General features: G+C 67.2%; 23 protein-coding genes and 1 tRNA gene. 18 read left to right on the forward strand and 6 right to left on the reverse strand.

Translation table 11 applies throughout. From position 1 onward, the window contains the following. The first annotated feature begins 2 nt into the window (after positions 1-2). The 8 genes from AC1DKV_RS01805 (at position 3) to AC1DKV_RS01840 (ending at position 6,676) form a co-directional block, all read left to right on the forward strand. Entirely contained in the window at positions 3-452 is a 450-nt protein-coding gene (locus AC1DKV_RS01805; RefSeq protein WP_441613231.1) for a type IV pilin protein, read from the forward strand. A 3-nt stretch (positions 453-455) separates the two neighbouring features. Then, positions 456-1,007, forward strand: coding sequence for a GspH/FimT family pseudopilin (locus AC1DKV_RS01810; protein WP_441613232.1), 552 nt, complete (start codon positions 456-458; stop codon positions 1,005-1,007). A gap of 81 nt (positions 1,008-1,088) precedes the next feature. Further along, positions 1,089-2,207: a bifunctional diaminohydroxyphosphoribosylaminopyrimidine deaminase/5-amino-6-(5-phosphoribosylamino)uracil reductase RibD gene (gene ribD, locus AC1DKV_RS01815; RefSeq protein WP_441613233.1), complete on the forward strand. Its 1,119-nt coding sequence runs from the start codon at positions 1,089-1,091 to the stop codon at positions 2,205-2,207. Positions 2,208-2,335: 128 nt separating this feature from the next. Next, on the forward strand, positions 2,336-2,956 hold the full coding sequence (locus AC1DKV_RS01820) for a riboflavin synthase (protein ID WP_441613234.1): 621 nt from the start codon (positions 2,336-2,338) through the stop codon (positions 2,954-2,956). Between the two features lie 204 nt (positions 2,957-3,160). Beyond that, complete coding sequence (ribBA, locus tag AC1DKV_RS01825) at positions 3,161-4,270, forward strand: bifunctional 3,4-dihydroxy-2-butanone-4-phosphate synthase/GTP cyclohydrolase II (protein WP_441613235.1); 1,110 nt, start codon at positions 3,161-3,163, stop codon at positions 4,268-4,270. Between the two features lie 70 nt (positions 4,271-4,340). Beyond that, positions 4,341-4,844, forward strand: a complete 504-nt coding sequence (gene ribH / locus AC1DKV_RS01830) for a 6,7-dimethyl-8-ribityllumazine synthase (protein ID WP_441613236.1) — start codon at positions 4,341-4,343, stop codon at positions 4,842-4,844. Beyond that, a complete protein-coding gene (gene nusB / locus AC1DKV_RS01835) occupies positions 4,837-5,346 on the forward strand; it encodes a transcription antitermination factor NusB (RefSeq protein WP_441613237.1) in 510 nt (169 codons plus the stop codon). The genes ribH and nusB overlap by 8 nt, the downstream gene beginning before the upstream one ends. Positions 5,347-5,494: 148 nt before the next feature. Next, a complete protein-coding gene (locus AC1DKV_RS01840; protein WP_441613238.1) occupies positions 5,495-6,676 on the forward strand; it encodes a pyridoxal phosphate-dependent aminotransferase in 1,182 nt (393 codons plus the stop codon). A gap of 119 nt (positions 6,677-6,795) precedes the next feature. Here the strand turns inward: AC1DKV_RS01840 and AC1DKV_RS01845 are convergent, their stop codons facing one another. After that, entirely contained in the window at positions 6,796-7,869 is a 1,074-nt protein-coding gene (locus AC1DKV_RS01845) for a lytic transglycosylase domain-containing protein (RefSeq protein WP_441613239.1), read from the reverse strand. 633 nt (positions 7,870-8,502) lie between these two features. Between AC1DKV_RS01845 and ubiD the strand changes: the two genes are divergently transcribed. Both ubiD and AC1DKV_RS01855 read left to right on the forward strand, forming a co-directional pair. Next, positions 8,503-10,047: a 4-hydroxy-3-polyprenylbenzoate decarboxylase gene (ubiD, locus tag AC1DKV_RS01850; protein ID WP_441613240.1), complete on the forward strand. Its 1,545-nt coding sequence runs from the start codon at positions 8,503-8,505 to the stop codon at positions 10,045-10,047. A gap of 97 nt (positions 10,048-10,144) precedes the next feature. Beyond that, positions 10,145-12,166 carry an acetoacetate--CoA ligase gene (locus AC1DKV_RS01855; protein ID WP_441613241.1) on the forward strand — a complete coding sequence of 674 codons (2,022 nt, stop codon included), beginning with the start codon at positions 10,145-10,147 and terminating at the stop codon, positions 12,164-12,166. A gap of 70 nt (positions 12,167-12,236) precedes the next feature. Here the strand turns inward: AC1DKV_RS01855 and AC1DKV_RS01860 are convergent, their stop codons facing one another. Next, positions 12,237-12,890: a glutathione S-transferase family protein gene (locus AC1DKV_RS01860; protein ID WP_441613242.1), complete on the reverse strand. Its 654-nt coding sequence runs from the start codon at positions 12,888-12,890 to the stop codon at positions 12,237-12,239. 434 nt (positions 12,891-13,324) lie between these two features. Between AC1DKV_RS01860 and AC1DKV_RS01865 the strand changes: the two genes are divergently transcribed. Beyond that, complete coding sequence (locus AC1DKV_RS01865) at positions 13,325-14,539, forward strand: polyhydroxyalkanoate depolymerase (RefSeq protein WP_441613243.1); 1,215 nt, start codon at positions 13,325-13,327, stop codon at positions 14,537-14,539. 16 nt (positions 14,540-14,555) lie between these two features. Here AC1DKV_RS01865 and AC1DKV_RS01870 read toward each other — a convergent pair whose 3' ends face one another. Then, positions 14,556-15,044, reverse strand: coding sequence for a cupin domain-containing protein (locus AC1DKV_RS01870; RefSeq protein ID WP_441613244.1), 489 nt, complete (start codon positions 15,042-15,044; stop codon positions 14,556-14,558). A gap of 273 nt (positions 15,045-15,317) precedes the next feature. Between AC1DKV_RS01870 and AC1DKV_RS01875 the strand changes: the two genes are divergently transcribed. From AC1DKV_RS01875 to trmB, 5 genes are all read left to right on the forward strand, one after another. Further along, positions 15,318-16,262: an aldose epimerase family protein gene (locus tag AC1DKV_RS01875; protein ID WP_441613245.1), complete on the forward strand. Its 945-nt coding sequence runs from the start codon at positions 15,318-15,320 to the stop codon at positions 16,260-16,262. Positions 16,263-16,431: 169 nt separating this feature from the next. Continuing rightward, the gene (locus AC1DKV_RS01880; protein WP_441613246.1) at positions 16,432-18,057 is read left to right on the forward strand and encodes a methyl-accepting chemotaxis protein; all 1,626 of its coding nucleotides are present in this window, start codon (positions 16,432-16,434) and stop codon (positions 18,055-18,057) included. Positions 18,058-18,577: 520 nt separating this feature from the next. Beyond that, complete coding sequence (locus tag AC1DKV_RS01885; protein ID WP_441613247.1) at positions 18,578-19,060, forward strand: hypothetical protein; 483 nt, start codon at positions 18,578-18,580, stop codon at positions 19,058-19,060. A 480-nt stretch (positions 19,061-19,540) separates the two neighbouring features. Beyond that, positions 19,541-19,615, forward strand: a tRNA-Gly gene (locus tag AC1DKV_RS01890). A gap of 76 nt (positions 19,616-19,691) precedes the next feature. Beyond that, positions 19,692-20,450, forward strand: coding sequence for a tRNA (guanosine(46)-N7)-methyltransferase TrmB (gene trmB / locus AC1DKV_RS01895; protein WP_441613248.1), 759 nt, complete (start codon positions 19,692-19,694; stop codon positions 20,448-20,450). Positions 20,451-20,555: 105 nt separating this feature from the next. On the opposite strand, the gene AC1DKV_RS01900 is transcribed toward trmB, so the two are convergent. The 3 genes from AC1DKV_RS01900 to AC1DKV_RS01910 all read right to left on the reverse strand — a co-directional run bounded on the left by AC1DKV_RS01900 (position 20,556) and on the right by AC1DKV_RS01910 (position 22,409). Next, positions 20,556-21,437 carry an undecaprenyl-diphosphate phosphatase gene (locus AC1DKV_RS01900; protein ID WP_441613249.1) on the reverse strand — a complete coding sequence of 294 codons (882 nt, stop codon included), beginning with the start codon at positions 21,435-21,437 and terminating at the stop codon, positions 20,556-20,558. 97 nt (positions 21,438-21,534) lie between these two features. Beyond that, positions 21,535-22,095 carry a DUF1439 domain-containing protein gene (locus tag AC1DKV_RS01905; RefSeq protein ID WP_441613250.1) on the reverse strand — a complete coding sequence of 187 codons (561 nt, stop codon included), beginning with the start codon at positions 22,093-22,095 and terminating at the stop codon, positions 21,535-21,537. Between the two features lie 20 nt (positions 22,096-22,115). Then, positions 22,116-22,409: a YkgJ family cysteine cluster protein gene (locus AC1DKV_RS01910; RefSeq protein ID WP_441613251.1), complete on the reverse strand. Its 294-nt coding sequence runs from the start codon at positions 22,407-22,409 to the stop codon at positions 22,116-22,118. Between the two features lie 179 nt (positions 22,410-22,588). Here AC1DKV_RS01910 and AC1DKV_RS01915 point away from each other — a divergent pair, with 179 nt between their 5' ends. Both AC1DKV_RS01915 and AC1DKV_RS01920 read left to right on the forward strand, forming a co-directional pair. Further along, positions 22,589-23,383 carry a TetR/AcrR family transcriptional regulator gene (locus AC1DKV_RS01915; RefSeq protein WP_441613252.1) on the forward strand — a complete coding sequence of 265 codons (795 nt, stop codon included), beginning with the start codon at positions 22,589-22,591 and terminating at the stop codon, positions 23,381-23,383. Then, positions 23,380-24,513 carry an efflux RND transporter periplasmic adaptor subunit gene (locus AC1DKV_RS01920; RefSeq protein WP_441613253.1) on the forward strand — a complete coding sequence of 378 codons (1,134 nt, stop codon included), beginning with the start codon at positions 23,380-23,382 and terminating at the stop codon, positions 24,511-24,513. Before AC1DKV_RS01915 ends, AC1DKV_RS01920 begins: the two co-directional genes overlap by 4 nt. Positions 24,514-24,519: the final 6 nt, after the last annotated feature.

Raw genomic sequence — 24,519 nt, forward strand, 5'->3', positions numbered from 1 at the left:
TCATGTCGCACAGACCCCGCCCAACCGGTTTTACCCTGCTCGAATTGCTGGTCACGCTGACCGTCCTGGGCATCCTCGCCGCCATGGTCGTGCCCGCCTGGCACCAGCACCTGGAGCGCGGCTGGCGCGCCGAGGCGCGCAGCGCCTTGCTTGGCGGCATGCTGGAACTGGAACGCCACGCGCTGGCCGCCATGACCTTCGCAGCCGAGCCCGGCGGCGGACAGGTGGCAGGCAAGTGGCCGCGCCCCGTGCCGGCACCGCCGGCGCGCTCCCGACATCTGATCAGTGCCGGTGCTTGCCCGGGCGGGGAGCTGGAGCGCTGCGTCGAGCTTCGCGCCGTGCCGCAACGGCCCGATGCGCCATGCGGCACGCTGATCCTGCGCAGCACGGGCGAATGGCTTGCACATCCAGCGCATGCCGCCGAAGCGGTGCCGCTACCGCCGGTTTGCTGAGCGATGGGGCGACCGCTGGCGTGGCGCCCGTGGCACGGCGCCACGCTTGCCGAACTCCTGGCCTGCCTGGCCGTGCTTGCCATCCTTGCCGGGGCGGCCTATCCGTCGTTGCAGCACATGGTGGCGCGGCAGCAGGTCGATCTGGCGGCGGACCGCCTGGCCGGCTCGCTCGCGCTGGCGCGCGCCACCGCCGTGGCCAGGCGCAGCGACGTGATACTCGCGCCGCTGCCCGGTGCCACGACGCTCGACCGCGGCTGGCATTTGAGCGTGGTGACGGCGGGCGAACACGCCGCACCGCCGCTTGCGGTGGTGGAAATGCGCAGCGCCTGCCTGCGGATCGGCCTGCGCTCTACGGCGCAAGGCAACAATACGCTGCGCATGACAGCTGTGGGATACTCTCGCTCAGAGCAGGGTGGTTTCCTTGCCGCCACCTTCACCGTGTCCTGCCGCGGTGAACAACGGCAGCTGAGGCTCGGCGCGCATGGCCGGGTTCGCCTTTGCACTCCGGGACGGGATGCCGACTGCGACGGCGCCGCCCAGCCCGATCCACAGTGACATCGTGACATCCGGACGCCCGGGTATCCTGTTGCCGAGACCGATCCCCACCCAACGCGCCGCGAGCGACACCCTAGCCTCATGTTCTCTGACACCGACCACGCAGCCATGGCACAGGCTCTCGCGCTAGCTGCGCGGGGCATGTACACCACTACGCCCAATCCGCGCGTCGGCTGCGTGTTGTCGAAGGACGGCAAGATCATCGGCCAGGGCTTCACCCAGCCGGCCGGGCAGGACCACGCGGAAATCCAGGCGCTCAAGAACGCCGCGGCAAACGGCCACGACCCGGCGGGCGCGACGGCCTACGTCACGCTCGAGCCATGCAGCCACTTCGGTCGTACGCCGCCGTGCGCGGATGCGCTGGCGCGCGCCGGCATCGCCCGCGTGGTGGCTGCCATGGAAGACCCCAATCCCTCGGTCTCCGGGCGTGGCCTGCAGCGCCTGCGCGAAGCAGGCATCGACGTGCGCTGCGGGCTGCTGGAAAAGGAAGCGCGCGAACTCAATATCGGCTTTGTCTCTCGCATGACGCGCGGCCTGCCCTGGGTGCGGGTCAAGGTGGCGGCTTCGCTCGACGGCGGCACGGCGCTGCACGACGGCACCAGCCAGTGGATCACCGGCCAGGCGGCGCGCGACGACGGCCATGCCTGGCGCGCGCGCGCCAGCGCCATCCTCACCGGCATCGGCACCGTGCGCGACGACAACCCGCAGCTCAACGTGCGCGCCATCGAAACGCCGCGCCAGCCGCAACGCGTGGTGGTCGACTCGCGGCTGGAGATCCCGCTGGATGCGCGCCTGCTCACGCCGGACACCGGCGATTTCGCCAAGCCGGTGCTGGTCTTCTGCGCCTTCGACGACGCTGCCCGCCGGCGGGCGCTGGAAGCCCGCGGCGCCGAGGTGGTGGTGCTGCCCAATCCGCATGGCAAGGTAGAACTGCGCCGCATGCTGGAGGAACTGGGCAAGCGCGGCATCAACGAACTGCATGTGGAGGCCGGCTTCAAGCTCAACGGCTCGCTGATCCGCGAGCATTGCGTCGACGAACTGCTGGTCTACCTGGCTCCCAAGCTGCTGGGCGATGCCCAGGGCATGTTCAACCTGCCGCCGCTGGCGCGCCTGCAGGATGCCGCGGCCTTCCGCTGGCACGACGTGCGCATGGTCGGCGAAGACCTGCGCCTGATCGCCCGCCGCGCCGACCACGTCTAGGTGCCGGGCAGCGATCACGTTCAGGCGCCGGGCGGCGGCGCGGCCACGGCCACCGCCGCGTGCCGGGAAAACGAACTGGCCGCGCACCTGCTAGCATGCGTGTTTTCCCCTTGCATCCCGCACTGACCATGTTTACAGGCATTGTCGCGGCCGTCGGCCGCATCGAAACCATTTCCCCGCTGGCTGCCGGTGAAACCGCCGGCGTGCGCCTGCGCGTGCGCGCCACCGGACTGGACCTGAGCGATGTCATCCTCGGCGACAGCATTGCCATCCAGGGCGCCTGCATGACGGTGATCGCGCTGGATGGCGACGCCTTCGACGTAGATGTGTCGCGTGAATCGCTCGACAAGACCGCCGGCCTGGACCGCCCGGGCCGCGTCAACCTGGAAAAGGCACTGCGCCTGGCCGACCGCCTCGGCGGCCACCTGGTGTCCGGCCATGTCGACGGCCTCGGGGAGGTCGTCCATTTCGCCCCGGTGGGCGAGTCCCACGAACTGCGCATCCGCGCCCCGCGCGAACTCGGCCGCTATCTGGCGTACAAGGGCTCCGTGGTGGTCAACGGCGTCTCGCTGACCGTCAACAAGGTCAGCGACGACGCGCAGGGTTGCACGTTCTCGATCAACCTGATCCCCCACACCATCGAAGTCACCACGCTGCAGGACCTGAAGGCAGGCGCCCGCGTAAACCTGGAAATCGACCTGATCGCGCGCTACGTGGAGCGCATGATGAGCGCGCCCAAGGCCGGCTGAGTCCCGAACCGAGCCGACAGCCGGCGGCACCGCGCCCCGCGGCGCCGGCTTGACGTACAATATTGGGCCAGACCGCTGGCGCGGCCGGCCGGTTTTTTCCGAAAACCCGGCCAACGCGCCCCGCCAGCCGGCCAGCAATCCCATCCCGCCCCGAATTTCAAAGCACTCCGCCCCAATTTCAGCCAGTTCTCCAGCCTGCCATCCATGACAATCGCCCGTACCGAAGAAATCATTGCCGAAATCCGTGCCGGCCGCATGGTCATCCTGGTCGACGAGGAAGACCGCGAAAACGAGGGCGACCTGGTCCTGGCTGCCGATTTCGTCACACCCGAGGCAATCAACTTCATGGCGAAGTACGGGCGCGGCCTGATCTGCCTGACGCTGACCGCCGAACGCTGCCGCCAGCTGGACCTGCAACCCATGGTCAGCCGCAACGGCACGGTGCATGGCACCAACTTCACGGTCTCGATCGAGGCCGCGGAGGGCGTGACCACGGGGATTTCCGCGGCTGACCGCGCACGCACCGTACAGGCCGCGGTAGCCAAGGATGCCCGCGCGGTGGATCTGGTCCAGCCGGGCCATATCTTCCCGCTCACGGCGCAGCCGGGCGGCGTGCTGATCCGTGCCGGCCACACCGAAGCCGGTTGCGACCTGGGCGCCCTGGCCGGCCTGACGCCGGCTGCCGTGATCTGCGAGATCATGAAGGACGACGGCACCATGGCGCGCCTGCCCGACCTGATCGAGTTCGCGCAAGAACACCATATCAAGATCGGCACGATCGCCGACCTGATCCACTACCGCAGCCGGACCGAGAGCATCGTCGAGCGCGCCGGCGAACGCGCCATGCAGACCCCGTATGGCACCTTCCACAGCATCATCTACCGCGACAAGCCGAGCGGCCGCGCCCACCTGGCGCTGGTCAAGGGCGAACCGCGGCCGGAGCGCGAAACCCTGGTGCGCGTGCACGAGCCGCTGTCCACGCTGGACTTGCTGGAAGTGTCGTGCACTACGCATTCGTGGAGCGTGCCGGCCGCGCTGGAAGCCATCGCCGAGGCCGAGCATGGCGTGATGGTGCTGCTGAACTGCGGCGATACCGCCCAGCAGCTCTTCACCCAGTTTGCAGCGCTCGACACGCCCCAGGAGCGGCCGCGCCAGAAGCCGGACCTGCGTACCTACGGCACGGGCGCCCAGATCCTCAAGGACGTCGGGGTGGGCAAGATGCGCGTGCTGGCTTCGCCGCTGAAGATGCCGAGCATGACCGGCTACGACCTGGAAGTGACCGGGTACCAGCCCATGCGCGGCCAGGCAGACTGAAATATCGAATACCAGCGGCCGCCCCTTTCCGAACCGCGGCAGCCGCGAACCGAACCCAGGAGAATACAAGATGGATCACGGTTTCTACCCCAGCAACCTCGAAGGCGAAGGCCTGCGCATCGGCATCGTTCAGGCCCGCTTCAACGAGCCGGTTTGCGAAGAACTGCGCGAAGCTTGTGTCGCCGAGCTGGAAAAGCTGGGCATCGAAGGCGAAGATACCCTCGTGGTGACCGTGCCCGGCGCGCTGGAAGTGCCGCTGGCATTGCAAAAGATGGCCGAAAGCGGCCAATTCGACGCCCTGATCGCGCTGGGCGCCGTGGTACGCGGCGAGACCTACCATTTCGAACTGGTTTCGAACGAATCGGGCGCCGGCATCACCCGCGTGGGCCTGGACTTCAACGTGCCCATTTCCAACGGCATCCTGACCGTGGACACCGACGCCCAGGCGCACGCCCGCACCCGCGAGAAGGGCCGCGACTGCGCCCGTGCCGCGGTCGAGATGGCCAACCTGGTTTCCGCGCTGGATTCGCTGCGCGGCCAGGAAGAGGACGAAGACGAGGACGACGATGAGTGATGCGCCCGAGAGCAGCAACCCGGCCGGCAAGCCCGCAGGCAAGTCCGAGGCGAAGTCCGAGCCCAAGGCGGCACCCAAGAGCGCCCGCCGCCGCTCGCGCGAGCTCGCGCTGCAGGGCCTCTACCAGTGGCTGCTGAACCGCAACGACACCGGCGCCATCCAGGCGCACCTGCATGAGGCACAAGGCTTCAACAAGGCTGACCGCGAGCATTTCGACGCCCTGCTCAACGGCGCGATCCGCGAGGAAAGCACGCTGACGGGGGTGTTCGCACCGTTCCTGGACCGCCCGGTGGACGAGCTCTCGCCGGTGGAGCGCGCCGCGCTGCTGATCGGCAGCTACGAGCTGGTCCACTGCGTCGACATCCCCTACAAGGTCGTCATCAACGAGGCCGTGGAGCTGACCAAGACCTTCGGCGGCGTGGAAGGCTACAAGTACGTCAATGGCGTGCTGGACAAGCTGGCCGCCCAGGTGCGCGCACCCGAACTGGCCGCCCGACGCTGAGCAAGGCAGCCGGGGCCGCACTGCGGCGCCCGCGCCTGCCACAACGACACCCGCTTCAGGCGGGTGTTTTTACTTGAGCTGGAGCCTGTGCTCCCGCACCCGAACCGACTACGGGGCCAACCGCGCCCTCAACCGAGCCTTTTCCGCCATGGACCTGCAGCGCCTCGCCACCGCCTCCCGCCTCGCCAATATCGACGCCTTCCACGTGATGGAGCTGGCCAAGCAGGCTGCCGACCTGGAACGTGCCGGGCGGCACATCATCCACATGGGCATCGGCGAGCCTGACTTTACGGCGGCCGAGCCCGTCCTGAAGGCGGCGGAGGCGGCCATGCGGCGCGGCGTCACCCAGTACACGGGCGCCCTCGGCATCGCGCCGCTGCGCGAGGCCATCGCCGGCTACTACAAGACCACCTACGGGATCGACATCCCCGCGCGCCGCGTGATCGTCACGGCGGGTGCCTCCGGCGCGCTGCTGCTGGCCTGCGCGGTGCTGGTCGAAATCGGCGCCGAGGTGCTGATGCCGGATCCCAGCTACCCGTGCAACCGCCATTTCGTGGCAGCCTTCGACGGCCGCGCGAAGATGATTCCTAGCGGTCCGGCACAGCGCTTCCAGCTCACGGCCGACCAGGTCGAGGCCAACTGGGGCGAGCAGACGCGCGGCGTGCTGCTGGCTTCGCCCTCCAACCCGACCGGCACCTCGGTCCTGCCGGCCGAACTCGATCGCATCCTCAAGGCCGTGCGCGCCCGCCAGGGCTTCGCCATCGTCGACGAGATCTACCAGGGCTTGTCCTATGACGCGCCGCCGGTGTCGGCGCTGAGCCTGGATGACGACGTGATCACCGTCAACAGCTTCTCCAAGTACTTCAACATGACTGGCTGGCGCCTGGGCTGGCTGGTGGTGCCCGACGAACTGGTCGAGGCCTTCGAGAAGGTGGCGCAGAATCTGTTCATCTGCGCCTCTGCGGTCGCCCAGCATGCCGCGCTGGCCTGCTTCACGCCCGAGGCGCTGGCCATCTACGATGCGCGCAAGGCAGAGTTCCGCCGCCGCCGCGATGCCGTCGTGCCGGCGCTGGAATCCATCGGGCTGCGGGTGCCGGTCAAGCCGGACGGCGCCTTCTATATCTATGCGGACTGCCGCGGCGTCAACCACCCCGCCGCCGGCAACGCCGACAGCCTGACCCAGGCCATGCTGCGCGATGCCGGCGTGGTCATGGTGCCCGGACAGGACTTCGGGCCGTACACGGCCAGCGACTATATCCGCATCTCCTACGCCACCTCGATGGAAAACATCGAGGAAGCCATGGCGCGGCTGCGCAAGTTCTTCGCCTGACGCCTTGCCCGCTGCCCGGCCGCGCTGGCGCGCGGCGGGAAAAGCAAAAAGCAAAGAGCAAAAAGCAGAAAAGCACCCCGAGGGGTGCTTTTCTTGTCGATGCATGGCCAGGCGACGTATCAGGCGCTCTTGGGCACATTGCCCGCGGCTTCCAGCTTGTCGCCGGCGGTACCCTGGTTGTGCACCGCCTGGGCCTGCGCCTTGGCATCGGCGTCGGCCGTGACTTCCGGCTTGGCAGGCTCCGGCGCGCTGCGCACGCCCGGGAGCTGGCGCAGGCGGGCCCGCTCGGCCAGCACCTTGGCGCCATAGCCGCCATCGGTGTTGCTGGTCGCACCCACGTAGAACTTCAGGCCGCCTTCGAGCGAACCGGCACGGGCGATGCAGTCCTTCAGCACCAGCGCGCCGATCTTGATATTGGCGTACGGGTTGAGCGCGGCTGCCACGCCGCCCACGGCCTCGTATTTGTCCTGGTGGACCTTGGTCATGACCTGCATCAGGCCCTGCGCGCCCACGCCGCTCTCGGCATATGGGTTGAAGCTGGACTCGATGGCGATCACGCCCAGGATCAGCAGCGGATCGATACCGACCTCGCGGCCGGTCAGGTACGCGGCCTTCACCAGTTGCACGGTTGCCTGGGCTGCCACGCGGTACTTGCGGGCAATATAGTCCGCCACCACGGCCTGTTCGCGCGCGCTGCCCAGCGTGGCCGGGTTGCGGGCGTCCAGCGCTACGCGCTGTGCCGGGATCTGCGCGGCCAGGTGGGCCACGGAGGGCACCTTGCCGGCCGGCTGCTGGCCCCAGTCGTCCGTGCCGGACACCGTCGGCAGGCCCGCGGCCTTGGACAGCATCGGCGACGGCGCCAGGCCGAGCTTGGCCGCGGCCACGTCGGCCGTGGCGGCCGGCACCGCGGCTTCCATCAGCACCGCAGGCGCTTCCTCACCGGCCAGCGCGCCGGCCAGTGCAGTACGCCATTCCTGGCTGACAGCCAGCGATACCGCTGCGACTACAGACACCACCCCGAGACTGTTCAGGGCGTACTTCAGTGTTGCGCGGCCACCCCGGAAGGCGCGGCCGGCGACCCGGTGTGCGAGACGGACCTGCAATGCCCGACTCACCCCGGGAACCGGTTGTCTGAAACGGACCTGCAATGCCCGTCCGACACCGGGAAGATGAAGGGTTTTCCAACCACTCATACTTACCTCCATCCGCCGTCCGCATCGTGCCGCGCCGAAACGCACCACGCCGATGACCGCGTACTCAAAGTAAGGATGCTGCACTGCCCAGCAAAGGCTGCCAGCACCTGTTGGTGGGCGCTCCCCATGCGCCCAACGGGAAACAGGGTAGGCTCTTGGGGGAGCCTGCCCTGCCGCGAACTACTCAATGCACCCGGTCAGCGCCGGGGCAGTCGATCCGGATCCGCCCTTGCTCAGGCGATTCCGCTTAGATGATCAGATATGGATGATTCTTCACCAGCCCCTTGACAGGGCCGAAAAAAATGTGCTGCAACGCAACACTCCAACGAGCAGAACCGGATTGTAGGAACGCTTTTATACCTCGTCAAGAATAACGTTTGGCAAAATAATAACTAAAAGCTATATGTAACAAAGTCCTTTCCATCACTTTGACATGCCGTGGATTGGGGCAAAGTCAGTGCTGGTAAAGCATCGGGGCTATCGCCGCCGCAGTGGACAAGGCAAAAAAATTTACAATTTGGGCATGTAAAACAGGGCGATTTATTTGCGTCTCGCCGTGCCCATGTGATGATTAACACGCACTCACTGCCCGAAGAAGCGCGTCGCCGCGCCTGGGCATCAACACAATTCACTATGAAATACAACGACTTGCGCGATTTCATCGGCCAACTGGAAGGCCTTGGCGAACTGAAGCGAATCGGCGCGCCGGTGTCGCCCAACCTGGAAATGACTGAGATCTGCGACAGGTTGTTGCGGGCAGAAGGACCGGCAGTCGTGTTCGAAAACCCGAGCGATCCCCGGCGGCCTGGACACACTTATAGCGTGCCCGTGCTCGCCAATCTGTTCGGCACGACACGCAGGGTTGCGCTAGGTATGGGCGCAGAAAGCCTGGCCGACCTGCGCGACATCGGCCGCGTACTGTCCGCCCTCAAGGAGCCTGAGCCGCCGCGCGGCCTGCGCGAAGCCGGCAAGCTCTTCACGCTGGCCAAGTCAGTGTGGGACATGGCGCCCAAGCGCGTCGGCAGCCCGGCCTGCCAGGAGGTGGTCTGGGAAGGCAACGACGTGGACCTGGCGCGGCTGCCGATCCAGACCTGCTGGCCCGAGGATGCCGCGCCGCTGATCACCTGGGGCCTGGTGGTTACCAAGGGCCCGCACAAGAAGCGCCAGAACCTGGGCATCTACCGCCAGCAGGTCATCAGCCGCAACCAGGTCATCATGCGCTGGCTGGCCCATCGCGGCGGCGCGCTGGATTTCCGTGAACACGCGCTCGCCAGTCCGGGCAAGCCGTTCCCGATCGCGGTGGCGCTGGGCGCCGATCCCGCCACCATCCTCGGCGCCGTCACGCCGGTGCCGGACACCCTGTCCGAGTACCAGTTCGCCGGGCTGCTGCGCGGCAGCCGCACCGCCCTGGCGGGCTGCATCACGCCGACGCTGTCCGAACTGAGCGTACCGGCCTCGGCCGAGATCGTGCTCGAAGGCCATATCCAGCCCGACCCGAACCATCCCAGCGGCTACCAGCATGCGCTCGAAGGCCCTTACGGCGACCACACCGGCTACTACAACGAGCAGGACTGGTTCCCGGTCTTCACCATCGACCGCATCACCATGCGGCGCGACCCGATCTACCACTCCACCTATACCGGCAAGCCGCCCGACGAGCCGGCCATCCTGGGCGTCGCGCTGAACGAAGTGTTCGTGCCGCTGCTGCAGAAGCAGTTCCCGGAGATCACCGACTTCTACCTGCCGCCCGAGGGCTGCAGCTACCGCATGGCCGTGGTGCGCATGAAGAAGCAGTACGCCGGCCATGCCAAGCGCGTGATGTTCGGCGTGTGGAGCTTCCTGCGGCAGTTCATGTACACGAAGTTCATCGTGGTGGTGGACGACGACGTCGACGTGCGCGACTGGAAGGAAGTGATCTGGGCCATCACCACGCGCGTGGACCCGTCGCGCGACACGGTGCTGGTCGACAACACGCCGATCGACTACCTCGATTTCGCGTCCCCGGTCTCTGGGCTCGGCTCCAAGATGGGCATCGACGCGACCGACAAGTGGCCGGGCGAGACCACCCGTGAATGGGGCCGCCCGATCCGCATGGACGATGCGGTGAAGGCGCGCATAGATGGCCTGTGGGACTCGCTTTTCGAGGACCGCGCCAGCGCAAAGGGACGCAGCATGTAAGATCATGCAAAGCCGCACGCGGCAGCGCTGCCGCCGCGGCACCGAGCCAAGACCCAACCATCCGCACGTCCGCGAAAGACGGACCCGAGGAGGAGACATGACCACCCTTGAAGAAGGGAGACTGATGTGGACGCCGTCGCCGGCGTTCCGCGACGACAGCCATATCGCGCACTTCATGCGCTGGCTGGCGAGCGAGCGCGGCCTCGCTTTTGACGGTTACGCGGCCCTGTGGCAATGGTCGGTAACCGACCTCGAAGCCTTCTGGGACGCCATCCGCGCCTACTTCGACCTGCGCTTCGACACCGAGCCCGCACGCGTGCTCGGCGATCCCGCCATGCCCGGCGCACGCTGGTTCGAGGGCGCCACCCTCAATTACGTGCAACAGGTGTTCCGCCACGCAGGCAGCGGCACCGCGCGCCAGCGCGCCGCCATCCGTTCTGCCGGCGAAGCCGTCGGCGTGACAGACCTGAGCTGGGATGCGCTCGAGGCACAGGTAGCCTCGCTCGCCCACGCGCTGCGCGCCATGGGGGTGACGCGCGGCGACCGAGTGGCGGGCTACCTGCCGAATATTCCCGCCACCGTGGTCGCCTTCCTGGCCACCGCCAGCCTCGGCGCGATCTGGTCTGGCTGCGCCCCGGACATGGGCCAGGTGGCCGTGACCGACCGCTTCCGCCAGATCGAGCCCAAGGTGCTGATCGCCGTGGACGGCTACCAGTACGGCGGCAAGTACTTCGACCGCGCGCCGGTGCTGGCCGACCTGGCCGCCGCCCTGCCCTCGCTGACCGACATCGTGCTGCTGCCGGCACGCGGGCAGGCCAGCCACGTCGAGCTGCCCGCCGGCATGCGCCGCCACGCCTGGCAGGCGGTGCTGGCGCATCGCGTGGCGCTGGCGATCGAGCCGGTGCCGTTCGATCACCCGCTGTGGATCGTCTACTCGTCCGGCACCACCGGCATGCCCAAGCCCATCGTGCACGGCCACGGCGGCATCGTCATCGAGCAGCTCAAGCTCATGGCATTCCACAACAACCTCGGCCCGGACGATGTCTTCCACTGGTACAGCAGCAGCGGCTGGATCATGTGGAACGCGCAGGTGGCGGGACTGCTGCTGGGCACCACCATCGCGCTCTACGACGGCAACCCCGCCTACCCGGACGCCGGCGTGCTGTGGCGCTTCGTGGAGGCCGCGGGCGTTACTGCCTTCGGCGCGGGTGCGGCCTTCTTCACGGCCGGCATGAAGGCTGGCATCGAGCCCGCGCGCGTGGCGGACCTGTCACGGCTGCGCGCGCTCGGCTCGACCGGCTCGCCGCTGCCGGCCGAGGCCTACGACTGGATCTACCGCCATGTGCGCAGCGACATCTGGCTGGCGCCGATGAGCGGCGGCACCGATTTCGCCGGCTCCTTCGTGGCCGGGTGCCCGATCCTGCCGGTGTACTCTGGCGAGATGCAATGCCGCTGCCTGGGCGCGCGCGTGGAAGCATTCGACGAAGCCGGGCATGCGCTGATCGATGAAGTCGGCGAGCTGGTCTGCACCGCGCCGATGCCGTCGATGCCGCTGTTCCTGTGGGGCGACGCCGACGGCAAGCGTTACCGCGACAGCTACTTCGACACCTACCCCGGCGTGTGGCGCCACGGCGACTGGATCAAGATCACCGCGCACGGCGGCGCCATCATCTATGGCCGCTCGGACGCCACCATCAACCGGCACGGCATCCGCATGGGTACCAGCGAGCTGTACCGCGTGGTGGAAGACTTGCCGGAAGTGCTCGACAGCATGGTGGTGGACCTCGAATACCTCGGCCGCGATTCCTATATGCCGTTGTTCGTGGTGCTGCGCGAAGGGCTGGTGCTGGACGAAACGCTGCGCGAGACCATGCGCGCACGCATCCGCAGCGCCTTGTCGTCGCGCCATGTGCCCAACGAGATCCTGCAGGTGCCGGGCGTGCCGCGCACGCTGTCGGGCAAGAAGATGGAAGTGCCGATCAAGAAGCTGCTGCTTGGCCATGCCCCGGACAAGATCGCCAATCGCGACGCCATGGCCAACCCGGACACGCTCGACTGGTACTTCGCCTACGCCGAAGGCTTCCTGGCCGCGCGCGCCGGCACATCCGCGGCGGCCTGAAAGCGCGAGGCGCCGGGCCGCAGTCGCTGCGGCCCGGCGCCTTGCTTTGCGGCGCGCGCAGAGCGCTCGTTCAGAATTCCACTTCAAGCTCGCTGATTTCGTCCGGTTCCTTGCGCGCCTGCGCGATCCACTCCTGCAGTTCGGGCATGGCGAGGATCTCCTTGCAGTAGGCTACCGGCTGCGGATCGAGCTCGACGCCGTAGGTCAGGAAACGCGTCACCACCGGCGCGTACATCGCATCGGCCATGGTGCGCTTGCCGAACAGGAAGGGGCCGCCGTATTGCGTCAGGCACTCGGTCCAGATCTGCGTGATGCGATCGATGTCCGCCTGCGCGCGCGACCACACCTTGAAGCCGGGAAAATGGCCTTTGAGGTTCATCGGCAAGGCCGAGCGCATGGCGGCAAAGCCGGAATGCATCTCGCCGCAGATGGCGCGGCAGTGCGCGCGCGCGGCGCGATCGTCGGGCAGCAGCCCGGCCTTGGGGCTGATCTCGTTGAGATACTCGGCAATGGCCAGCGTGTCCCACACCGTCACGCCCTGGTGGAACAGGCGGGGCACGAGGATCGACGGCGACAGCAGCAGGATTTCCGCGCGCGCCGCGGCGTCGTCCGGCGGCACCAGCACTTCTTCGAACTCGAGCCCCGCGAAACGCGCGAGCAGCCAGCCGCGCAGGGACCACGACGAATATGTCTTGCTGCTGATGGTGAGGGTCGTCTTTGCCATCGCGCCTCCTTGCCAGTCCGATGAGCCGTTGCGCAGCGGGCCGGCTCGTTTGCCTCTGGTGCAAATCACGCCCCGCGTATCGCCATGCAATGCCGCTGCAATGTCTTGCTATGTGCCGCGGGCCGCTGCTTCTACTATGACGTTGTAGTACATCGCGGGTGCGAGCATCGCGGCACGGTCCGCCTGCTTGCGCGCGCGCCGGATACGCTACAAAAGACGCCGCACCTGCGCGGTGCGCCTGGCCGCACCAGCATGAAGCCACGCTGGTGCAGCAGCGATGCGGGCCTTTGCCGCACGCGGCGTGCACGCCGCAAACGAACCAGAACAGGTCACCCGCCATTCCACAGGCCCAAGCCCGCAAGCCTCATGCCAACAATACGCCGTGGCACGCATATTGCGGCGAATGAAGTCAATGCATAACAAGGGGGGCGGCCATGCTGTATCAGGTGTACCAGAGCTACGCGGACCTCATGCAGCCTGCCTGCGGCCTGGCCGACATGATTGCGGTGTCGCTGGCCGCCAATCCACGCATGGCTGGCTGCGATCCCATGCGTGCCACGCGCGCAGCCTGCGAGGTGCTGGCGTTGAGCCGGCTGACGCACCACCGCCCGCCCTTCGGCATCGACAGCGTCACCGTGGATGGCGTGCCGATGCAGGTCACGGAAGAAGTCACCGCGCGCACGCCGTTCTGTTCACTGCTGCGTTTTCGCAAGCACGGCGTGAGCAGGCAGCCGCGCGTGCTGCTGGTCGCGCCGATGTCTGGCCACTTTGCCACGCTGCTGCGCGGCACGGTGCAGACCATGTTGCGCGACCATGACGTCTACATCACGGACTGGCACAACCCGCGCGATATCTCCCTGATGCACGGCCGTTTCGGCTTTGACGAATTCGTCCAGCACCTGATCGACTTCCTGCACGTGCTCGGCGGCGGCACGCACCTGATGGCGGTGTGCCAGCCCACCGTGGCGGCGCTGGCGGCGGTGGCCCTGATGGCGGAAGACAACGACCCGGCGCAGCCGCCCAGCCTGACCCTGATGGCTGGCCCGATCGACGCGCGCATCAACCCGACCAAGGTCAACGAACTGGCCACCAGCCAGCCGATCGAGTGGTTCGAGAATTCGCTCACCAGCCATGTGCCGCTACGCTTCGCCGGCGCGATGCGCCGGGTCTACCCCGGCTTCGTGCAGCTCATGGCCTTCATGAGCATGAACAGCGAGCGCCACCAGCAAGCCTTCCGCGATCTCTACGACCTGCGCGCCAACGGCGAGCACAAGCGCGCCGACGCGATCCAGACGTTCTACGAGGAATACTTCGCCACCATGGACCTCAGCGCCGAGTTCTATCTCGAGACCGTGAGCATGGTGTTCCAGCGCTTCCTGCTGGCGCAGGGGCTGCTCGACGTGGCCGGCCGCCGCGTGAACGCGCGCGCCATCCACCGTACGGTACTGCTGACCGTGGAAGGCGAGCGCGACGATATCTGCGCCATCGGGCAGACCATGGCCGCGCAGGACCTGTGCGAAAGCCTGCGGCCCTATATGCGCATGCATCATGTGCAGACCGGTGTCGGCCACTACGGCGTGTTCAACGGCAAGCGCTGGGATGCGCAGGTCTATCCGCTGGTGCGCAACACCGTGCACATGAGCGGGTGAAGGGGCCCCTTCCTTCCTAGGCGGCGGTGCGGTCCGCCGGCCATGGCGTCACCGGCGGCACCGCGCACGGACCCTCGGCATCGACCGTGCCGAAGTCGGCCGGCCCCACGATCTCCAGGTATTCCATGTCGGGCGAATAGTCGAACAGGTAGTGCGTGATGCCGGGACGCTGGTGCACGCAGTCGCCGGCGGCTACCAGCGTTTCCTTGTCTTCGTACATGAAGCGCGCCCAGCCCTTGAGCATCAGCACCACATGGAACGCCGCCTGGTGCCGGTGCCAGCCGGTGCCCTGCTCGGGCGGGAGGTTGGCCTTGACGAGCTGTACCAGCAGCTTGCCGCCGGTGGCATCGGCCACGCCGAGGTCGCGGTAGAGGAAGAAGTCGCGCAGGCCCTGGTCGACGAAGGCCGTATCCTGCGGACGCACATGGGAGAAGCGCGTGGGAGAAAAATCCGCGGCGGGCTCGCCGGCGGTTGCGCTGCCGGACTTGCTGGTGGACTCGGCCATGACAAGCTCCTTTCGCTAGGGAGAGAACGCGCTGCGTGGCGACGCAACATCCGCGCCAGCGCGGCAAAGGTCGAACGCGGCGACGAATGTGAAGCGCCCGGCTCCGTGCCCGCCGCGGTTGCCTTGCGCAATCCGCCGCATGCACTCGCGCAGGGCGTGCAACGTCCCGGCTCGCCGGGAGCCGGCACCGGTGCGGTGCCGGTGCCATGCCGGTTATGATGCGCCGTTGCCCTCGTCATTCTCGTCGTCCCCTCACCGGACACGATACACCGCATGCAAGCCGTCGCACTCACGAATTTCCAAGGTCAGGACCTGGTCCGCGTAGGCGGGCAGGATGATTACCTGCTGCTCGCGCCGCACGCGGGCGCACGCCTGGTGCGCTGGGTGCATCGCGGCGAAGACATCCTGTTCTGGCCGGACGGCGCCGACTGGTCCCAGCCTTCCCGCGTGCGCGGCGGCAATCCATTGCTGTTTCCGTTCATTGCCCGGCACTTTGTCGATGGCGTGCCGGGCGCGTGGCGCGATGCCGGCGGCGAAGTGCGCGCCCTGCCCAATCACGGTTTCGCTCGCGACCTGCCGTTCGCGGTCTCGCAATACGAGGCAGACCGGCGCATCGCGATGACACTGCAAGCCTGCGACGCGACGCGCGCGGGCTATCCGTTCGAATTCGCGTTCGAGGCCGGCTACCGCCTGCTCGAGGACGGCATCGAGGCCACGCTGCGCACACGCAATACCGGTGCGCAGCCGCTGCCGTATTACGCGGGCCACCATTTCTATTTTGCCGTCGCCCACGAAGTGCGCGGCGCCACCGTGCTGGATATGCCCGACGCGCGGCGCATGCGCCAGCGCGCCGACGGCTCGCCCGAGGACCTCGGCCCCGGCGCTCCGGCCTATCGGCTCGACGATTCCCGCCTGCAGGACGCCTTCCACGTCCTGCGCGAGCCGCACACGGCGCCGCGCGCCTGCACCCTTGCCATCCCGCCCGACGCCACGGCGCCGCGCGGGCGCAAGCTGGCGATCGAGCTTGACGTCGCCGCCGCTCCGGCGACGGCCCCCTGGTTCGCGGTCACCACGTGGTCCGAGCACGCCGATTCCGACTTCTATTGCGTGGAACCATGGCTGGGCCTGCCCGATGCCATCCATCATGGCACCGGCCTGCGCTGGCTCGCGCCCGGCCAGGAAGAAACCGCGACCTGCCGCCTGCGCATCGTGGCCTGACCGCCTTCCGCATCGTCGGCACGAGGCAACGCCCTCCCGCTTCAAGTTTTCCGCCGGCCCGCCGTTGACCGAAATAGCGCCCCATGATCAGAGGCGTTCTCCGTGCTATGCGCCGGCGCATGTGCAGGCGACACGGAAGCCGAGTGCCATACTCAACGAGAGGAAGACAATGCTGAAGCACCTGTCCATCCGAGGCTATCTCAGCCTCATGGTCGCCTTTTTCGGTTTCGCCCTGGTGGTCGGGGCCGCGGCGGGACTCTTGTCCATGCGCGCGGGCAATGAATCGCTCAAGCAGATGTACACCGTCGACACGCCCGCGGTGGCAGACCTGGAAGGCAGCGCCGGGCAGTTGCTGCGCCTGCGCCTGGCGCTCGCGACCTACGCCTCGCTCACCGAGCTCAACGACCAGGAAGGCGCCAGCGCCGTGCTCAAGCGCTCCGACCAATACCTGAAGGCCTCCAACGAACGCCAGGCGCACTACCTTGCCGGCGCCGGCAACGGCGACGAGGAGCAACGCCTGATCAAGGACATGCAGGACAAGCGCGCCAGGTTCCTCGGCGAAGGCGTCGAGCCGGCGCTCGCGGCGCTCAAGGCAGGCGACAAGCCAGCCTTCCTGCAGCAGCAGGCGCACAAGCTGCCGCCGCTCTACAGTGCGTATGAGAAGGCCATGCTGGCACTGGAGAAGCTCCAGCTCGAGCGCGGCGCGCAGCGCTACCAGGAGGCGCAGGAACGCTTCAAGGCGGTCAGCATGGCAGTGGCCATCGGCCTCGCCGCCGCGCTGCTGCTGTCGTGGCTCGGGCGTGCCGCGCTGATGCGCGCCATCGTCGATCCGGTCAACGCCGCCATCGCGCAGTTCAATCGCATCGCCAGCGGGGACCTGACCGGCCATGTCCCGGTCGACAGCGACAATGAGATGGGCAAGCTCAGCGCCGGCCTGCAGAAGATGCAGGCGTCGCTGATCGAAACGGTCGGCACCGTGCGCGGCGGCACCGAATCAATCAACGTCGGCGTGCGCGAGATCTCCGCCGGCAACACCGATCTCTCCCAACGCACCGAAGAACAAGCCGCATCGCTGGAACAGACCGCCGCCAGCATGGAAGAACTCACTTCCACCGTGAAACAGACCGCCGAGAACGCCAGGCAGGCCAGCCATCTCGCGCAAGGCGCCTCGGGGCTGGCCGCCCAGGGCGGCGAACTCACGCAGCAGGTGGTCGGCACCATGCAGCATATCGTCGGCGACTCGCGCAAGATCGGAGAGATCGTCGGCGTGATCGAGAGCATCGCCTTCCAGACCAATATCCTGGCCCTGAACGCCGCGGTCGAAGCCGCCCGTGCCGGCGAACAGGGCCGCGGCTTCGCGGTGGTCGCCAGCGAGGTGCGCTCGCTCGCGCAGCGCAGCGCCGGCGCCGCCAAAGAGATCAAGGGCCTGATCGACGCCTCCACCGCACGCGTGGAAGCGGGCGCCGGACTGGTCGAGCGCTCCGGCGCCACCATGGCCGAGATCGTCAGCGCCATCGCCCGCGTCAGCGGCATCATGAACGAGATCGCCGCCGCCGCCGCCGAACAGAGCTCCGGCATCGACCAGGTCAACGTCGCGGTCACCCAGATGGATGAGGTCACCCAGCAGAATGCGGCGCTGGTCGAACAGGCCGCAGCGGCCGCCGGGTCGCTGGAAGAGCAGGCACGCAGGCTGTCGGCGGCGGTGGCCGTGTTCCGGATCGGCGACGGCGCCCGGGAGCCGCGGGCGCAGGGGGCGGCACCGGTAGCGGCGCGCATGGCGGTTCACGCCGCGTGATCCCGACTCCCGCCCCACGCACCCGCCTACCTGAAGAAGGTGCCAGGGTAACGTCCCGGAAAAATCCGGGAAGAGTGTCCCTCAGGGTACATGGATTGCCGCCGTACATCTTGGCGCACTAACTGTTTGAGACAGCCCGCGACTTCCAGGATTACGCCACCAAATGGCTATGGTCTTACAATCACGAGCGCCCGAACATGGCGCTCGGCGGCATGACCCGAAACAACGATCGGCCATCGTGGCCTAGCCTCAACTTCCAGAGACTGCTAGAAATGGGAGGGTTACCGAGGCGCACAGAGGCAGAAGCGGGGCGGTCTGAGCCGGTCGCCATTCGCAGCCGAGTCCGGGCCAGGAACAGTCATACCGTCATCCGTGTCGAATGGCCGCTTTCCCCGACGGGTTAGGCGCGGCTCGCACGCCACCGCGACTCGTCGCAAGCAGGTGCCGCGCTCTTGGCTGCTGGATATAGCCGCTTCCAATTGTAAAAGACGCGGATGCTGGAGTTGCTCGCCTAACAAGCGTGACAACCCGCAAGAATCCACTCAGAATTGCGCCCGAACTTCCGCTCACTGCTATGAGAACCTGCTTACTCGTTCCGATCCTACTGTTGGCTGCCTGTGCTACCCGCATTGATTACCAACCCGCCACCGTCAGCAATCCTCAGGTCATTGTGGAGCGCGTGCTGTACGAGCAGCCAGACAAGAAGCGTCCGGAGTCAGTCCAGGTCACGGACCGGTATGTGGAGTTCGGGAGCGGCGCCAGAGCTGTGTCCGCTCCTGGCTTGACATCTGTTACTACCACGTCCATTCGGAAAGCCACCAGGCTATATTACCGATCGATTGCTGAAACGCGCCTGTTCAGCAAGCGTAACTGGTTCGTGGTCGAGCCTCGATCATCCGGCGGCCGGACATTGGCGCAGATCTATGTCGAGGATGAACTGAATGCCAAGCGATTGATGGACGCCCTAGCCACCCTCAAGGAGCGCGCACCCGATGGAGAATAGGAGGGGCTTTCCGAAAAACCCTCGTGCTTGACCGAATGATGATGGAACAGATGGCCCGTACCAGACCGTCAGCGGTCGGCCGGACGGCCAGGCCTAGTAACTGGGCACGCATGGCAACAGCGGCCATTCGCCGGTAGCAGAGTTGACGCCCGTTTCGGGTCGAAAGTACCCATTCGCACCGGGAAGCAGATTGCCAGGTGGTGGGTCGCGATAGAAAAGGCATAGTCGGCCTCTACGGCCGAGCCTCAAATGCCGAACCATCTCTACAAAGATGGGAGTTCCCTCTCCGCAGCCTTACGATCGCAAGGACAGGGTGCGGACATTGCCATGCACACGCATGCCGGATTCCGCCCTCCATCGCCGCCCAAAATGATGCCAGCGCACCCAGCAAGCCGAGTTGCAGTGCATCCACTTTCGCATGCCGCGCCCACTTCCACCGCTTGCGCTCCCGCCTGAATCCCGCGTAAAATCCCGGCTCTTGCGGGCGTCGTATAATGGCCATTACCTTAGCTTCCCAAGCTAAAGACGTGGGTTCGATTCCCATCGCCCGCTCCACCTCGGATTGATACGAGCCGCCTTCGCCACCTGGTCACTGACCGATCAGGCTTCGCCCGGCGGCTTTTTTGTTGCCATGCTTCCCCAAGACCCCAGTTCCGACCCCACGCCAGCCGACGAGGCCGGCAACGCGCCCGACCAGGCCGCCGCCGTGGCGCATCCGCGCCGCATCCGCTCCTTCGTGCGCCGCGCCGGGCGGACCTCCACCGGGCAGCAGCGCGCCATCGATGACCTCGGCCCGCGCTTTATCCTGCCCTACGCGCCGCAGCCGCTGGACTGGGAAGCCACCTTCGGGCGCGTCGCGCCGGCGATCCTGGAAATCGGTTTCGGCATGGGCGAAACCACCGCGCATATCGCGCAGTTGCGGCCGCAGGACAACTTCCTGGGCTGCGAGGTGCACGAGCCCGGCGTGGGCGCCCTGCTCAAGCTGATCGGCGAGCGCGGCATCGGGAATGTGCGGATCATGCCGCACGATGCGGTCGAGGTCATCGCGCATATGCTGACCGACGGCTGCCTGGATGGCATCCATATCTTCTTCCCCGACCCCTGGCACAAGAAGCGCCACAACAAGCGCCGCCTGGTGCAGGCGCCCCTGGTGAAGGTGCTGGCCAGCCGGCTCAAGCCGGGCGGCTACCTGCACTGCGCGACCGACTGGGAAGAATATGCCCACCAGATGGTGGAAGTGCTGTCGGGCGAACCGGCGCTGGAGAACACGTCGGATGCGGCCGGCGGCTTTGCGCCGCGGCCTGACTACCGCCCCGTCACCAAGTTCGAACGCCGCGGCGTGCGGCTCGGCCATGGCGTGTGGGACGTGGTATTCCGCAAGCGGGCCTGAGGCCTGGCCGCTTGCCCAATAGAAAAGGCGTGGCCAGTGGCCACGCCTTTCTTGTTTGCGTCGCGCCCCGCGTGAACGGCCAGGCGCGGCCGCGGCTTGGCGCGATCAGGCGTGCCAGGCGATCAGTCCCGTGTAGGCGGTCACCAGCACGATCACGCCGAAGACGATCCGGTACCAGGCGAACGGCTTGAAGTCATGGGTGGCCACGAAGCGCAGCAGCCACCGCACGCACAGGAAGGCCGACAGGAAGGCAAACACGAAGCCGACGCCGAACACACCGAGATCGTCGGCGGACAGCAGCGCGCGCGCCTTGTAAAGCTCGTACACCGTGGCGCCGAAGATCACCGGGATCGCCAGGAAGAACGAGAACTCGGTCGCCACCTGGCGCGACAGCCCGAACAGCATGCCGCCGATGATGGTGGCGCCGGAGCGCGAGGTGCCGGGGATCAGCGCGAAACATTGCGCCAGGCCCACCTTGATGGCGTCGCGCCAGTTGAGGTCATCCACCGACTCGATGCGCGGCGCGCCGGCCTTGGCGGCCTCCAGCAGGGCATTGCCTGCGGGGTGGGAGACCCGGCCGCGATGCGCCTCGCGCCATTCGGCCCACAGGATCACCACGCCGCCGACGATAAAGGCGGTGGCCACGGTGACCGGGTTGAACAGATGCGCCTTGATCCATTTGCCGAACACCAGCGCCAGCACGATCGCCGGCACCGTGGCGACGATCACGTTGACGGCGAAGCGTCGCGCCTTCTCGTCGGTGGCCAGGCCGCCCACCACGGTGGTGATGCGGCGGCGGAATTCCCAGCACACCGCCAGGATGGCGCCGAACTGGATCACGATTTCGAAGATCTTGCCTTTTTCGTCGTTGAAGTCGAGCAACTGGCCAGCCAGGATCAGGTGGCCGGTGCTGGAGATGGGCAGGAACTCGGTCAGTCCTTCGACGATGCCGAGGATCACGGCTTTCAGGGCGAGCGCAATATCCATGCTGATTGGTGGGGCGAAGGAAAACGAAAAAGGAAAAAAGGAAGCCGCAGGGTACGGACCACCGTTGGCCGCGCGCCCGTCATGCGCGCACGCGCACTCACGGACGGTTGATCTTGACGTTGATCCCGTTGGGCAAAACGGTGATTGTACCGGGCTCGACACTGGAGCCGGCAAGGCGCAGCTGATCCGGACGGAAGGTATAGAGCGGATAGCCCTGCAATAGCTGCTCGGCGAGGATGCCGCCCAGCGCATTGAGCTGGCGCGTGAACTGCGCCGGCAGGCCGCCGATGTCGAACTGCTGGACCTGCGGATCCTGCAGCACCAGCGAGCGGCTGGGCGGGTCGTAGCGCAGGCCGCTATCGAGCGCGAAGCGCCCTGTCAGCGGCTGGCCGAAGAACAGGCGGTTGTCGATGGTCGCATCGAACTGCACGTTCACGCGGTTGCGCTCCGGGTCGAGCGTGAGCCGCGGGTTGGCGAGCTGGATGTCGAACAGCTCCATATAGCGCTTGTTGAATGGGAACTTGCGCTCCAGCGCTGCCTGCAGCTGGCTTTGCGAGAAGGTGTAGTCGTTGCCGAACATGGCGCAGCCCGCCAGTGCCGCGGCGAACGCGAGAGCACCGCTTGCTGCCAGCCAGCGCCGGCGATTCATCATGACCATGGGTTGGTTTCCTTTGCGGTTCAGCGGGCAATGGCAGCCGGCGCGGGCGCCGTGGCGGCCTCCAGCCGCGCCAGCCATGCCAGCGCCTGCCCCCGCGAGTCGCCGCACATGTCGGCGGCGGGCTTGAGGCCGGCGCAGAACGCCGGCCGCGAAGGCTGCCCGAAGATCGCGCAGCGGCGATCCGGCAGCAGCTGCACGCACGGCACGCCGGCGGGCTTGCCGTGCGGCATGCCCGGAATGGGTGACGTAATGGAGGGCGCAGTGCAACAAGCGCCACAATCCGGGCGGCAGGAAAGTTCAGACTGGACGGACATGGCAAAGGTTCAGGCGCGGACGGGCGTCCGGCAGGCCGTATTGTGCCCCATGCCCGCGGCGCCAGACCGTGAATGCCCCAGCTTGACCGCCCCAATCCACTCCACTACATTACTGACCCAAGAGTTATTTATTGGCAAAATCCGCGGAGAACGCACCGGCATAGGTGCGCAGCGCCCCAGTGAACAAGTCCCAAGACCAGAACAAGGCCGAGGCGAATCCCAAGCGTTGGGCCCGCCGCAAGGCCGCGCGCCCGCAGGAACTGGTGGCCGCGGCGCTCGAACTGTTTGTCGAGCGAGGCTATGCGGCCACCCGCCTGGAAGATGTCGCGGCCGCCGCAGGTGTGTCCAAGGGCACGGTGTATTTGTACTTTGCCAACAAGGAAGAGCTGTTCAAGACCGTGGTGCGGGAGAACCTGGGGCCGGCGCTGGCCCGGGGCGTCGACCTGGTGGAGACCTTCGAAGGCACCACCGCCGAGCTGCTGCGCGAACTGCTGCGCGGCTGGTGGGGCCTGATCGGCGCCACCTCGGTGGCAGGCCTGACCAGGCTGGTCCTGGCGGAGGCGAATCACTTCCCCGACATCGCCCGTTTCTACCACGAGGAGGTGACGGTACCGGGCGACGAGCTGTTCGCGCGCGTGCTGGCGCGAGGCGCGGCACGCGGGGAGTTGCGCGCGGTGCCGGCCAACCCCAACAGCGCGCTGATCTGCGCGCCGCTGGTGTTCCTGGTGTTGTGGCAACGCGGCTTCGGGGCTTCGTCGAGCATCGTGATCGACCCCGAGGCCTTTATCGACAACCTGCTCCAGATGCTGCTGTTCGGGCTCACCACCGGCGCCGCGCGCGATACGCCGCTGCCGCCGAAGGTCGGCCCCTACGTCTGGGAGCGGATACGGCAAGAACAACTAGAAGCGCTCGCACGAGCGCAAGCGCAGCAGGACGCGGCGGACTCTCCGGCGCGGCCGCCGGAGACAGCATGACCCGACGCACAAAGATACTGATTGGCACGTTCGCCGCGGTGGCCGTGATCGCGGTGCTCAGCGCCACCGCGGCCGTGCGCAAGAACGGCACCGGCAAGCCGGCCACGGCCCCGGCGGCCGTGCAGCCGGCCGCGCCAGGCCTGGTGGAATTCCTCCACTCCGACCTGGCCGAAGCCGCCACGCAGGATCTCCGCGTTGCACTGCCGCTGTCGGGCGGGCTGCGCGCGCTCAACCAGGCCTCGGTCAAGGCCAAGGTCTCGGGCGAGGTGCAGCAAGTGCTGGTGCGCGAGGGCGAGGCCGTACGCGCCGGCCAGGTCATCGTGCGCATCGACGCCACCGAATACCAGGCCAAGGTAGCCCAGGCGCGCGGCCAGATGCTGGCGGCGCGCGGCCAGTACGAGAACTCTAAGCAGACCTTCGAGCGCAACCGCGAGCTGGTTGCCAAGGGTTTCATCTCCAAGACGGCATTCGACAACTACCAGAGCAATCTCGACGTGGCGCGCGCCAACCTCGATGCCGCCCAGGGTGGGCTCGACGTCGCGCAGAAGGCGCTGGCCGATACCGTGGTCAAGGCGCCGCTGGACGGCCTGGTGGCGGCGCGCGCGGTGCAGCCGGGCGAGAAGGTCTCGCCGGATACGCGCCTGGTCGACATCGTCGACCTGCGCTCGCTGGAGCTGGAGGCGCCGATCCCGACCGCCGACGTGGCGCGCGCCGCCATCGGCCAGGCCGTGCGGCTCGACGTGGAAGGCAGCGGCCGCTTCGAAGGCAGGCTGGTGCGCATCAATCCCTCGGCCGTGCCCGGCTCGCGCAGCATCATGGTCTATGTGCGCGTGGACAATCCCGGCGCCCGCCTGCGCGCCGGCATGTTCGCGCAGGGCGCGCTGGTGCTGGGCCAGCACGCGGGCGTGGTGGCGGTGCCGGCCACCGCGATCCGCAGCGACGGCGAGCGCGCCTTCGTCTACACCGTGGAGAACGGCATGCTGGCCGAGCGAGAGGTCAAGCCCGGCATCCGCGACGACGAGCGCGGGCTGGTAGAGATCGCCGGCGGCCTGTCGGCCGGCGCACAGGTGGTGCGCAACAACCTCGGCACCTTGCGCGCGGGCAGCCGCGTCAAGCTGGTCAAGGCATAGGGCGCC

Source organism: Cupriavidus sp. 05T41 (assembly GCF_056396525.1).